Annotated in this window: 9 protein-coding genes and 3 tRNA genes; 4 read left to right on the top strand and 8 right to left on the bottom strand. The window is 46.8% G+C overall.

The window, feature by feature from the left end:
* Window positions 1-127: 127 nt before the first annotated feature.
* Entirely contained in the window at window positions 128-3919 is a 3792-nt protein-coding gene (locus ACFGVR_RS12440) for an MBG domain-containing protein (RefSeq protein ID WP_448697463.1), read from the top strand.
* Between the two features lie 22 nt (window positions 3920-3941).
* Window positions 3942-4850 carry a PorP/SprF family type IX secretion system membrane protein gene (locus tag ACFGVR_RS12435; RefSeq protein WP_448697462.1) on the top strand — a complete coding sequence of 303 codons (909 nt, stop codon included), beginning with the start codon at window positions 3942-3944 and terminating at the stop codon, window positions 4848-4850.
* Between the two features lie 12 nt (window positions 4851-4862).
* Here ACFGVR_RS12435 and ACFGVR_RS12430 read toward each other — a convergent pair whose 3' ends face one another.
* The 4 genes from ACFGVR_RS12430 to ACFGVR_RS12415 all read right to left on the bottom strand — a co-directional run bounded on the left by ACFGVR_RS12430 (window position 4863) and on the right by ACFGVR_RS12415 (window position 5749).
* Complete coding sequence (locus ACFGVR_RS12430; protein ID WP_448697460.1) at window positions 4863-5381, bottom strand: alpha-ketoglutarate-dependent dioxygenase AlkB family protein; 519 nt, start codon at window positions 5379-5381, stop codon at window positions 4863-4865.
* Window positions 5382-5509: 128 nt separating this feature from the next.
* A tRNA-Phe gene (locus tag ACFGVR_RS12425) sits at window positions 5510-5582 on the bottom strand.
* A gap of 7 nt (window positions 5583-5589) precedes the next feature.
* Window positions 5590-5662, bottom strand: a tRNA-Ile gene (locus ACFGVR_RS12420).
* Window positions 5663-5674: 12 nt separating this feature from the next.
* Window positions 5675-5749 (bottom strand) — tRNA-Pro (locus ACFGVR_RS12415).
* A 444-nt stretch (window positions 5750-6193) separates the two neighbouring features.
* Here ACFGVR_RS12415 and ACFGVR_RS12410 point away from each other — a divergent pair.
* Entirely contained in the window at window positions 6194-8332 is a 2139-nt protein-coding gene (locus ACFGVR_RS12410) for a S46 family peptidase (protein WP_448697458.1), read from the top strand.
* 170 nt (window positions 8333-8502) lie between these two features.
* Here the strand turns inward: ACFGVR_RS12410 and ACFGVR_RS12405 are convergent, their stop codons facing one another.
* The gene (locus ACFGVR_RS12405; protein WP_448697457.1) at window positions 8503-9738 is read right to left on the bottom strand and encodes a M20 family metallo-hydrolase; all 1236 of its coding nucleotides are present in this window, start codon (window positions 9736-9738) and stop codon (window positions 8503-8505) included.
* A gap of 232 nt (window positions 9739-9970) precedes the next feature.
* On the opposite strand from ACFGVR_RS12405, the gene ACFGVR_RS12400 reads away from it, so the two are divergent.
* Window positions 9971-10330 (top strand): DUF488 domain-containing protein, encoded by a 360-nt coding sequence (locus tag ACFGVR_RS12400; protein ID WP_448697455.1) that lies wholly within the window; start codon window positions 9971-9973, stop codon window positions 10328-10330.
* Between the two features lie 11 nt (window positions 10331-10341).
* Here ACFGVR_RS12400 and ACFGVR_RS12395 read toward each other — a convergent pair whose 3' ends face one another.
* From ACFGVR_RS12395 to ACFGVR_RS12385, 3 genes are all read right to left on the bottom strand, one after another.
* A complete protein-coding gene (locus ACFGVR_RS12395; RefSeq protein WP_448697454.1) occupies window positions 10342-10650 on the bottom strand; it encodes a hypothetical protein in 309 nt (102 codons plus the stop codon).
* Window positions 10651-10770: 120 nt separating this feature from the next.
* The gene (locus tag ACFGVR_RS12390) at window positions 10771-12066 is read right to left on the bottom strand and encodes an alpha/beta hydrolase family protein (protein WP_448697453.1); all 1296 of its coding nucleotides are present in this window, start codon (window positions 12064-12066) and stop codon (window positions 10771-10773) included.
* 2 nt (window positions 12067-12068) lie between these two features.
* Window positions 12069-13478: a glycoside hydrolase family 28 protein gene (locus ACFGVR_RS12385; RefSeq protein WP_448697452.1), complete on the bottom strand. Its 1410-nt coding sequence runs from the start codon at window positions 13476-13478 to the stop codon at window positions 12069-12071.
* Window positions 13479-13644: the final 166 nt, after the last annotated feature.

Here is a 13644-nt window from a genome sequence, read left to right as displayed (position 1 = left end):
ACCGAATAGAACTAAGTAATGCCTTTTCAATAACCATTCGAATTGATATGGGTGTCACTTATTGATATTAAACCAAATTAATTGACACCATAACCAGTATTAACCATTATCCCCCCTATCTTAATATATGAAAAAACAATTACGTTATTTTTTCAGCCTGATCTTTTTTTTAACCGCCTCGACTCCATTGATGGCACAACACGTGGTTATCAGCGAATATTGGGCAAATCTTACGGGTACCGGCGCTCCATTCAACGCTCCTTTCGTAGAACTTTATAACCCCACGAGCAGTGATGTTAATATGTCGACCTGGTCCATCCAATATAAAAGTGGTACCAGTGCCGGAACTTTTAATGTTACGGCATTCCCGGCTAATTCGATAATCAAAGCACACGGGTATTTCCTGGTGCAACTGGCCAGCTCATCAACACCTATTTCCACAAATCCGTTGCCAACACCCGACGCCGTCAGCACTATACAGGTGGCCGCAAGCGCAGGCAAAATTGCGTTGGTGGCCAGTACTACAGCTATTAATATACCGGCTCCGCCGACAAACAACCCGGATACTTACCCTAACGTAGTCGATTTTTTAGGCTTCGGTACCGGTGTAGATGTTGTTTATGAAGGTACCGGCTCCGGACCGGCCACTACAGGTGCAAAATCCATTGAAAGAAAGGCCAATGCCGGTTCGACCGCGACCTCCATGATCTCTACGGGTGCCGATTACCAGAGCGGCAATGGTTACGACACGGACGATAACGCGAATGACTTTTTGCAGGTAAGCAACATCAATCCCCAAAATTCATCATCAGCAATAGAAGCGGCCTTTGTAACGCCATCGGTAACTTCGCTGGATTTTGGTACAAATCAAACCACCGGCACTATTTCAACAGCACAGAATTTTTCCTTAACGGGGATATTGAGTGCTAACGCTGCCGTAAGCACATCGGCACCGTATGCAGTATCGAAAGATGGTACCAACTTCAGCACTTCGATCAGTTTTACACCTGCCGAGATCAAGGCAACTCCAAATCCGCTGGTATATGTAAACTTTGCACCGACTGTCACAACGGCCAGTCCGGGAAGTGTGAGTATTACTTCGACCAATGCGACTACACAAACCGTTAATTTAACGGGTACAGGTAGCGCTGCCGCTGATGTAACACCACCGGTAAACGCCACCAATTATCCCAAAACAAACAACATTACAACCACCTCAATAGATGTGGTGAGCAACCTGAACGAAACCGGAACCACCTATTACGTGCTGATACCGGCAACCGGCACGGCACCAACCACAGTTGCACAGATAGTAGCGGGTAAAGATGGTAACAACAACACAGTTGCGACTTCCGGATCGTTCGCGGTAACGGCCGCCAATACCGATGCTACCAAAACCATTTCGGGACTATCGCCGGCAACGGCCTACAATATTTACGTGGTTTCGCAGGATGCGGCAGGTACGCCTAACGTACAGACAGCATTTGCAACCCTGAATGTGACCACACTCAAACTTAATCAGACCATCACTTTTGCGGCAACGGCTGCCAAAACCTACGGCGCTGCCGATTTTGATCCGGGCGCCACCAGCGATAACACGACCATCGGGATAACCTATACCAGCAGCGACCCGACCGTGGCTACCATAATTGCCAACAAAGTGCACATTGTAAAGGCGGGACCGGTAACCATTACCGCTAATCAGGCCGGCAGCACTTTATATAATGCCGCAACAGCACAGCAACAAGCTTTAACGGTTAATAAAGCCAGCCTGACCATTACCGCCAATAACGTTACCAAGTCTTATGGATCTGCCTTAACCGGCGGTACAGGTTCGGGTGCGTTTACTTCGACAGCATTGCAAAATGGTGAAAGTGTGGGTAGTGTAACCATTACCTATGGCACGGGCGCAGCAGCAGCCGATGCAGCCGGAACTTACAACGGGTCGGTAGTGCCATCGGCGGCAACAGGTGGCACGTTTACGGCAGGCAATTACAACATTACCTATACGGCCGGTAATATTACCGTAACCGCAACGCCTATACCTACCATTGGTACAACCGGGGCATTATCCGCGTTAAGCACAACCTACGGGACAGCATCAACAACAGGAACATTTAATGTTTCGGGGGCTGACATGACCGCCGGGATACTGGTAACCCCGCCTGCAGGTTTTGAGGTAAGTGCGAATGCAACTACAGGTTTCGGGGCATCGGTAACGGTGGGCGCAGCAGGCACAATTGCCGCAACCCCGGTTTATATCAGGCTTGCCGCGACAGATGTGGTGAACAACTACTCGGGTAACGTGGTATTGAGCAGTACCGGCGCAAACAATGTTACTGTAGCAATCCCGGTAAGTGCCGTCGGCAAAAAAACTTTGACTGTAACAGCGGCTAATGCTACCAAAGTTTATGGCGCAGCCAATCCAGCTTTTACGGTAAACTACAGTGGTTTTGTAGGCGCTGATAATGCAACCAGCTTAACTACACAACCAACCGGTACCACCACAGCAACCGCGGCTTCACCGGTAAATACTTACGCCATTACTCCCGCAGGCGGTGTGGCTGCCAACTATACCTTTAGCTATGCGGCAGGTACCTTAACTGTAACGCCTGCAGCTTTAACCATTACTGCAAGCAACGCCAGCAAAGCTTATGGCGCAGCGCTTCCAAGCTTAACACCAACTTACAGTGGTTTTGTGGGTGCAGATAATGCAGCCAGTTTAACTACACAGCCAACAGTAACAACCACTGCCACCGCTACATCGGCTATTGGCACCTATCCTACTACGGCCAGCGGGGCAGTATCGGCAAACTATACGTTTACTTATGTAGCCGGAACTTTAACTGTAACCACTGCCACCTTAACGGTTACTGCCAACAGCCCGGCCAAAGTGTATGGCGCGGCAAACCCGGCACTCCTGGTAAGCTACTCGGGTTTTGTGGGTACGGATAATGCCGCCAGCCTGACTACCCAGCCGACTGTGGGCACTACCGCTACAACCAGTTCGCCGGTTGGGACTTACCCGGTAACGGCGAGCGGCGGCACAAGCACGAACTATACTTTTGCTTACGTTGCCGGTACCTTAACGGTGAGCAAAGCCGCCCTTACCATTACAGCAGACAATAAAAGCGTGGCCTATGGCGCAGCGATACCGGCCTTAACAGCCACTTATACCGGCTTTGTGGGTACGGATAATGCTGCCAGCCTGACCACTGCTCCCGTATTAAGCGCCACCGCAAATGCTTCATCGGCACCGGGCAGTTACCCCATCAGCGTAAGCGGGGCGGCATCAAACAATTACAACATTACTTATACAGCAGGGACATTAACGGTTGTACCATCAAGCGATGCTACATTATCGAACATTAAACTGAATGCGGGTGATATATCGCCAAAATTCAGTTCGGCGATAACCAGCTATATCGATTCGGTAGACAACGCTATATACTATCTGAACCTTACGCCAACCGCACACGATAATAATGCCACCATCACCGTAAACGGCGTGGGTGTTACCAGCGGCAAGGCTTCGGCAACCATGCCGGTAAACACGGGCAATACGCCGATCACTATTGTAGTGACTGCGCAGGACGGCGTAACACAGAACACCTACACGGTAACGGTTTATAAGGGCCTGCCTTCGTCGGCAGTAACGGCAACCAACATATTAACGCCGAATGGCGATGGCAAGAACGATACCTGGGTAATTAAAGATATCCAGCTGTTTCCCAATAATTTTGTGAATGTTTATGACCGTGGCGGGCGCGTGGTGTACAGCAAACATGGTTACGCCAACGAATGGAACGCGACACTCAACGGCGCACCGTTAAACGAGGGCACATACTATTATACTGTCGACCTGGGCACTTCGGCGCCTGTTATTAAAGGTTATATCACCATATTAAGAAACCGGTAATCATCCCCCTAAAGAATATACAATGATCATCAACATTAAAAATACGGTAACGGGGTTATTCACCTTAGCGGCGGTGACTTTATCGGTACAGCAAAGCAAGGCCCAGTTAAATCCTTTTCAGCAAGGCTACTATCAAAACCGTTACCTGGCCGACCCATCAATGGCCGGTTTGGAACAGGGGTTGAACGTTAACCTGGGTTACCGCCAGCAATGGAGCTCGTTTCCGGGTACACCTAAAACTCAAACGCTTACCGCCGATTACCACGCGACTGATAAAGTTGGTTTGGGATTGAATATCAGTAATGATAAAGCCGGACTGATCCAGCAAACCCGTGTGATGGCAACCTATGCTTATCATTTGCCGATTGGCGGTAATAATCAAAAACTCAACTTTGGTTTATCATTAGGTATCAATGATCCTTTTATCAGCACCAGCAGTGTTAACGGCGATCAAGGGGATGTACAGATAGCAGATTATAACCAATTGAAAGCTTATGTGGATGGCGATTTCGGTGCATCGTACACCAGCAACAATCTAACCATTGAAGGCGTGGTGCCGAACCTGAAAGCAACCGTTTTTGGTAATAACGACGACCGCATCAATGTTGACCGTACTACCTTTATGACGGCTGCAAGCTATAAGATACAAATACCCGGCAACAGCCTTGCAATTGAGCCAAAAGTAATGTTTAGAGGCGTAAAAGGTTATGATAATATTTTTGACGCGGGTGTTAACTTCAGTATGGCCAGTACCGGTTTAAGCCTGCAGGGCATTTACCACAGCAACCAAAATGTAGGGATGGGTTTTGTCTGGGAAGAGAAAGCCTTTGGCCTGAGTGTTAACTACAACCTTGAAACGGGCCCTATCAGCAGCTACAGCTCGGGTGCTTTTGAATTTGGTTTGAAGATGAAGCTGTTCAGGAAAAAATAGCAGCATAAGGGTTCACTTTATGCTGCGTAAAGTCAGGCTGATACGTGCTTTGCGGGTATCTGACTTTGGTATAGCGTGCTCCCAGTGGTGTTGCACATCCTGAGACATGTAAAACAGAGAGCCGGATAAAAGATCAAAATCTCTGACATCCGTCTTATCACCGATATTTCTGAACCTTAATGTGCGCGTTGCACCCAATGAAATGATGATAACACCGGTATTGTGATTCAGGATATCAGTCTGATCGGAATGGAAGCCCATTTTTGAACTGCCATCCGGGTAATAATTGATCAGACAGTTATTAGGCCTAAACCCTATCCGCTTGCATACTTCAGTACAAAGTTGATCTAATAACGGCGGCATTGGCTGGTCGGGATAGCTGATCTGTGAATAGTTATAAGCTGTTCCATAGCTCGCTGTTTTTCTGACTGTCATTCGTTCGTCCCAATTAACACTAAGCTTTAAATAATCAAAAGCCCGATCAGCATCAACTATAAAATCTTCAATGTATAACACACCATCAATATTCATAATAACAACTATAAATTACTTTAATACATATAATAATATTTAAACAATAGTTTTCCAGCATGGGTTCGAACCACGATCTTCTGAACCAAAATCAGACGTGCTACCGTTGCACCACAGGAAAATAAAAGTGGAGAATCCAGGTAACGATCCTGGATCGTCGGATTTTCAATCCGCCGCATACACCATGTTTGCTAATTCTCCAATAAAGTGGAAATAAAAGGACTTGAACCTTTAACCGACACCGTATAAGGGTGCTGCTCTGACCATTGAGCTATATTTCCAATAAAATAAAGTAGGGCAACCCGGACTCGAACCGGGAACCTCCTGCTCCCAAAGCAGGTAATCTGAACCAATTGATATATTGCCCTAAAACAAAAAAGCCCCTTAGTTTATCTAAGAGGCTTCAAAGCGTTTTATATTTTTTTCAATACATAGCTATCACCTCTGATAAATCAGTTGCGGAAATTGGCTTTGTATTTTTATTGTATTCATGCTGCAATGATAAGTAATTTATTTAATATAATAAAATTATAAAAAATATTTTTTTATACTGCTTAGTATTGTGAGTTACCGGCAAATACCGACATAACTGTAACACACGTTTTTTCGAATTTTTAAAGAACGGTTAAGCTTCATAAATATGTCAAAATCACTAATTCATTATCAAAACATCATACAACTACTTCATTTCCAAATATTATATGGATATAAACCGTATCCATATAATTAAATTAAAAATTACTGCTATTTTAGCCGCCATTAACTTTTAATTAACTATTTATATGGGAAAGCATATCCGCTTAATTTTTTCCATGACCTTTATTTTACTGCTTACCGGTAACCTGGTAAAAGCTGACGAAGGGATGTGGATACCGATGCTGATCGGTAAAAACTATGATCAAATGAAGAAGCAGGGCTTTAAGCTTACTGCCGAAGACCTGTACAACATTAACAAAGCCAGCATTAAAGACGCTATTGTATCGATGGGCGGCGGCTTTTGTACTGCCGAAGTAGTATCGAACCATGGTTTGCTGTTTACCAATCACCACTGCGGTTACGAATCGATAGCTGCGAACTCGACCCCGCAAAATGACATTTTAGACAATGGCTTTTACGCCAAAAGCTACGCGGAAGAAAAGCCTATACCCGGTTTGTTTGTCGACTTTTTGGTGAGGATCGAAGATGTTACCCCGCAGGTAACGGCGGCTCTTAACGGCGCAAGCGATGCCGACCGCGGTACCAAGCTACAGCAGGTAGGCAAAGAGCTGATCAACAAAGCTACCGAGGGTACTAAGTTTCACGGCGCGGTAAGTACCTTTTTTAAGGGCAACCAATACTTTATGTTTATTTATGAAAAGTATACCGATATCCGTTTGGTTGGCGCCCCGCCGCAATCGATAGGTAAATTTGGCGGTGATACAGATAACTGGGAGTGGCCGCGCCATACGGGCGATTTCTCGATCTTCCGCATTTATGGTGATAAAGATGGGCAGCCGGCCGACTATACTGCAAGCAATGTTCCGCTTACACCTAAAAAGTTTTTACCGATCTCTATAAAAGGTGTTAAAAACGGCGATTTTGCGATGGTTTATGGTTACCCTGGTCGTACCGACCGCTTTTTAACTTCGAACGGGGTTAAACTGGCTACCGAAGAAACCAGTCCGGTGATTGTGAAACTGCGTGATATCCGCCTAAAGGCATGGAAAGAAGAGATGAATAAAAGTGTTGACATCCGCTTAAAGCTATCCTCAAAATATGCTGAGATAGCCAACTACTGGAAATACTACATCGGGCAAACCGACCAGCTTAAACACCTGAAAATTTACGAGCAAAAGCAAGCCGAAGAGGCTGACTTTACCAAATGGGCAGCAGGCAAGCCTGAGTATGCCGGGTTAATGGACTCGTACAAAAAACTGTATGCCGATTATGAGCCTTATGCCATCCACCGTACCTATATCAACGAGGGGTTACTGGCACCGGGGTTTGTGATCTTACATCTTAACCTAAACGGTGGTGTGAGGGCTTTACAAACCTATAAAGACAATGCTGAAGCTACGGCCGATGTCAAAGGGCAGATCAACAAGGTGGTTGATACTTATGCCGATAATTACAACGAAATAGCCGACAAAAAGATCTTCGCGCGGATACTGGCGTCGTTTTATGCGGATGTACCTGTGGCTCAGCACCCGCAATTTATTACGGATATAGTTGAAAAATACAAAAGCGCTACCCCGTTAGAATCGTTTACCAAATATGCCGATTATCTTTGGGCAAATAGTAAACTGTTAAAGCCTGAGGATGTGAGAGCGTTTTTAGCCAACCCAAGTATGGATGTTTTAAGTGCTGATCCGGCGTTTATATATGCCCAAAATGTTAGCCCACAGGCTTATGCGCGCAAGGTATTTGGCACTAAGATCACCGATTTTGAGACTGCAAAGGCTGATCTTGACCATTTGTACCTGAAAGCGCTGCTTGAAAAAAATGCCGGTAAACTAATGTACCCGGATGCCAACTCAACCATGCGCATCAGCTACGGTAACGTACAGAATTATATAAAGGATGGCAAAAAAGCACCGATAACCACCAACCTTAACGAGGTTGTTAAAAAGTATAAACCCAAAGATGATGAGTTTGATCTGCCGCAATCGTTACTGGATGCTTACAAAGCCAAAAACTTTGGCCAGTACGGCGAAAACGGCACGGTACCGGTTTGCTTTATCACCAATAACGATATTACGGGCGGTAACTCCGGTTCGCCGGTAATTAACGGCAAGGGCGAATTGATAGGCCTGGCTTTTGATGGTAACTGGGAAGCCATGAGCGGCGATATTGCCTTTGATAAGAATTACAAACGTACAATATGCGTTGATGTGCGCTATGTTTTATGGTGTATAGACGTGCTTGGCCACGGTAACAACCTGATCAGCGAGTTGGATATACATAAGAATTAGTGCGGGATATTTTCATTAAAACAAAGAAGGTGAGATAGTTATATTTCACCTTCTTTGTTTATATTTAAGTATAGTTAAGATTTGGGCGTTTCCCTCCGGGCCGCGCTTTCCGCTCATACTGCACGGGCTTTAGCCACAGGGCCGGTATCCGCTGCAATCGCTAACGCAACCTATTTCTGTAGTACTTTGAGTATCGTACCGTACAAAATTTCGGTGCCCAGGGCCAGGTCTTCGTTGCTGGAGTATTCGAGCGGGTTATGGCTGATGCCGTCTTTACAGCGGATGAAGATCATGCCGTAATCGCAGGCGTAGGATAATGCCAGCGCATCATGAAAAGGGCCGCTCATCAGTTCGGGAGCGTCCAAACCTAAAGCTTTACACTCTTCGCCGATAATGGCTGTGATCCAGCCGGCGCAATACCGCGGTTCGCTGTTGGTATCTTCGGAAATCTCGTAAGTGAGCTGGTGGGCTTTGGCAGATGCGGCGATCAGTTGGCGAACCTGCTGCTCATAACGGTTACGGCGGTCAAGATCGATGTCGCGCAGATCGAGCGTAAAGGACACTTCTTCGGCAATAATGTTGCGCGATGCAGGGAAGACATCGATGGTTGCAACCGTGCCTACAGTAGGCGCACCCGGAATTTGGGTCACTATTTTATTGAGGCCCACAATCACTTCGGCGGCGCCTAACAGCGCATCCTGGCGCATGTGCATAGGTACCGAACCGGTATGGCCGGCCATACCTTTGAGTTTTACAGTTAACCATAGCGGACCCGAAATACCGGTAACTATACCGATAGGTTTATGTGCCCTGTCTAAAATTGGCCCTTGTTCAATATGCAGTTCCAAAAAGGCAAATATGCTACCGGCTGCGTATTCTGATTCTTTGAATTTGCTGATATCGCAGCCAAGATCGAGCAGGGCTTTTTCGCGGGTTATGCCGTTGGCGTCGGTGCGCTGCAGTTCGCCGTCTTCCAGCTTGCCTAATATACCGCGTGAGCCAAACAGGCCCTTTTTAAATCGCCAGCCCTCTTCATCGGCAAAACTGATGACCTGGATACTGCGTTCGGGCTTAATGCCGTTTTCGGTAAGGGTGGTTACCGCTTCGATAGCGCAAAGCACACCGGCCACGCCATCAAAGCGCCCGCCGTAAGGTTGCGAATCAAGGTGCGACCCCATCATTAATACGGGCAACCCCGGCTTGCTGCCCTGAAGGGTGCCGATAAGGTTACCAAAATTATCTATATGGGTTTGCATGCCGGCATTATGCATCCAGCTTGCGGCCAGTTCAAAGGCCTGTTTCTCTTCGGGGCTGTGGGCGGGGCGGCAGGTGCCTGTTTCGCCTATTTTACCGATCAGGCTCATCTGTTCAAAATGATGGGCCAATCGTTGGGCATTGATCTTCATGTAAAGTTGATATTACTATGTTATCTTTAAAAAACACAATATAGGGATTTTGCGAGTTATACAAATTGATGAAGATAAAAGTTTGGGCATTGCCTGCGGCCCGCGCTTTACGCTCATACTACACGGGCCTTAGCCACAGGGCCGGTATCCGCTGCAATCGCTAATGCGGTATGTGTTTAAAAACCGTATTTTTATGTAATTTGTATTTTCATCATTCGTAACTTAGACTAATATGGGCAAAGTCCAGGTAAAACGAATATACGAGCCGGTTGAGGAGACCGATGGCAAACGCATACTGGTTGACCGTTTATGGCCACGCGGTCTAAAAAAAGAAGCTGTACAACTTGACGACTGGATGAAAGATATCGCACCATCAACTGGGCTGCGCAAATGGTTCCACCAGGACACATCCAACTGGCAGGAATTTACCGCCAGATATATCTTAGAATTAAAACAAAACCCTGCTGTTAGCACCTTAAAACAACTACTTGCCCAAAACCCGGTGGTTACCTTACTGTATGCCGCACATGATGAGCAGCATAACCACGCACTGGTTTTACAGCAGTTTATCAGCCCGGTTAAGGGCCGGTAAATAGTGTTAGTTTATTCTTTGTGTTTATGCTGAAAGCGGCTGCTTAACATTACACTAACCAGAACAAAACCGGCAAAAATGATAACAAGTTCCAAACGATTAGCGTGGTGAAATTTACTTATCCTAAAGAGCGAGCAGGCAATAATGATATTGAGCAGCGCCCATAACACATTGGTTGTTGCTGTTGAGAGGCCCTTACCGGGAGGTTTGGCAAAAGGCGTTGGAAATTTGTTGCCCGAGATGCCGTGTACAAAATGAGGCACGGCGTTAGCCAGAAAAGCGCCCGCAAAAAAGCCCGCGAGGTATTGATACCATTCCATAATTAATCAGGTTATAATTGGTCGGTTAATAAATTGTTATCAAATATACATAACATTTCAATTTTCCAAACCACATTACCCAATGATATACAGACAGTTAAAACCTATCAACTATGCGCTTTACAGGTATTTTTTAATGTAGTTTAAAAACACATCCCAATCCGTTGGTATGGTACCGTGGCCGCCTTTATGCATGTAATAACCAAGCGGGTTATAGGCTAATGATTCGTCGCCGCCTTGCGGCCATGCTACATTACCGGGACCATTTTCGGCAAACAGTTTGTAAACAGGTTCGGCACCCTGGGCAGCTAAAAATTCGCCTTTCGGGTCCGACCAGTAATCGGTATCGCCGGTTTGCAACAGCACATAGCGCGGGGCAATTAAACTTACCAGCATATGCGCATCAACCGGCGACTGGTTAGGATCATCAGCGTATTTATGCCAATTGGCGGCTAACTGATAAAAGTATCGCGAGGTATCGCTCAAATGCTTGATGGTTTCGCCATAATTGCGGCGGCTGATGGCAGCGCCACCTTCGCCCGAGCAGCTCGGGATCACCATTTTAAAGCGGGTATCATGTGCGGCGGTCCACAATACGGTTTTACCTAAGCGCGAAGTGCCCTGCAGGGCGATGCGTTTGGCATCCACCTGTTTATCGGTTTCAAAATAATCCATAGCGCGGCTTAAACCCCATGCCCAGGCAGATATGGCTCCCCATTCGTTATCGGCGGGGTATTTTTGACCAGGTTTTAAGTAGTAACCACGAATACCATGTTGATAGCCTAATTTATAATCGGGTTCGATATCGCCATAATAAATGGTGGCTACGGCGATGCCGTTCGAGGTAAATTTCTCGAAGTCGATTTTACCTAAACCAGTTTTTGGTGCGGGCACGTGCTTGCCGGTACGGTCCCACATCATCCCCTGCCGCACACCCGGATCATTGGGCGACATGCTTGAATTGGGCGAGAAAGAGATCATCAGCAACAGCGGAACCGGGCCGGTAGCTTTAGCAGGAAGATACACCAAGATATCCATTTTATGATCGCCGGTATCTTTGGTAAAATACACGGTTACCTGCTTGCGGATGGCAGCGCCGTTTAATACCGGGGTACCTTTATCAAATACATTAAAGTGCAGATCGGCGGGTTTTGCGGGCATCTTACCAAACTGGTATTCTTCAAACAGGTTCACCACTTCGGGGCGGCGCTTGCTGAGCCAGGTTTGCTTATCTGTAACTGGTTTACCGTTTTTAAGGGTCAGCACATCGGGCAAGGTGTAGGTGCCTACTTTGGCTTCGTCGTAATTAACGGGTATACCCGCCACCATGGTTGCAGGCGGTTTGGCAACCTGTGCAAAGGTTTGAAAAGAGGCGAAAACAAGCGATGCTGCAATGATGGTTTTGATGCTTTTCATGATCATTTTAATTGATATGGGGTTGCTGGTTTCGGAATAGGGTCTTTATATTGTTGCGGGGTTAACACAGTTGCCCCTTCAAGCCCGCTGCCGGTAACATTATCTATGTTGAGCAATGCACCTGCAAAACCCGTAACCTTAATATTTTTAATAACCGCTTTTTTGATATTGGCGATGCTGATACCTTTACCGCAGGTGCCGGTGATATCGGTGAGCACAAAACCATCCAGGGGCTTACGCGGATGGATGCCGGTACCGTCAACCAGTACGGGTACGTTATCGACCCTGATATTGCTGAACTTAAAGTTTTTGGTAGTGGGAATGCCTTCATCCCCCGGAACGGGTACCTGATCCTGCAGACCGCTACCGGTAATGTTGAACCGAAGGAAACCGCCGCCGGTGCTGGAAACATCGAGGTTATTGGCTGTGATGTTTTCGATAAAGGCGCCGCGGCCCACATTGCTTTTAATGTATAAGGCAAAGGTTTTAGCTGCCGTAAATTTGCAGTTTTCGATACGTACGTTACGGATGCCGCCCGATGTTTCGCTGCCGATACCGATGCAGGCAAAAATACTATCGGCAAAGGTGCAGTTGGTGATAGTTACATCTTCGGTAGTGCGCAGCAGGGTATAACCCTCCATACCGCGACCCGATTTGAGCGAGATACAATCGTCGCCGGTAGAGATATCACAATTATCGATCAGCACGTGTTTGCAGGAATCGACATCGATACCATCGCCGTTACCGCCCGTGCTGCGGATGGTGAGGTTTTTGATCGACACGGTATCGCAAAACGTTAAGTGGATGGACCACATGGAGTGATAATCGGTACTGAAACCATCGAAGCTGATATTGCTGCAATCGATAGGCTCGATGAGCGCTGGATGACGCAGGGGCTTATCGGCACTTGGCCTGCCCGACAAGGCATGGTTGCCCATTATTTTGCCTTTGCCTTTAATACCGATATTTTTCGCGCCAAGCGCATAAATCAGTGCCGAGTAACCTTGTATCCATTTACCTTCCCAACGCACCTGGGTTACGGGGTAATCGGCAAAGTCGGGTGTGCCGGTGATGATGGCCTCATCGGTGAGGTTAAGCGTAACGTTATTGCGTAGCTGGATAGCGCCGGTAAGGTAATTACCTTTGGGGAAAACCACTTCGCCCCCACCTAAAATGCTGCAACGATCGATACATTGCTGGATGGCCGTGGTATCTTTAGTTGTACCATTGCCCGTGGCGCCCATATCGCGCACGTTTAATATAATTTTAGGTTGTGCTGCAGCTGGTTGAGCCGTTGTAGCAGCGTCATCAGTTATCGAGGTAAAACTGCTGAGCGAGGTAAGCAGCGGAGCAGCGAGTACGCCGCAGCCCACATTTTTTAAAAAATTGCGCCGGGTATCGGTTTTAGCCATACGGGAATGTTGATAGAATACAATTGGTTGAATGCTGAATTAAAATTAAGCAATTAAAATAAACGGAGTATCAACAATTACCCGGCGAGGGTAAAATATATTTCCGGCAACGATGTCGTAACGAGGAAGTTACAAGGATACAGTTCGTATTCACAGGGTCCCTTTC

It is taken from the genome of Mucilaginibacter aureus, from assembly GCF_053514885.1.
This window is presented reverse-complemented; position numbering and strand designations above follow the sequence as displayed.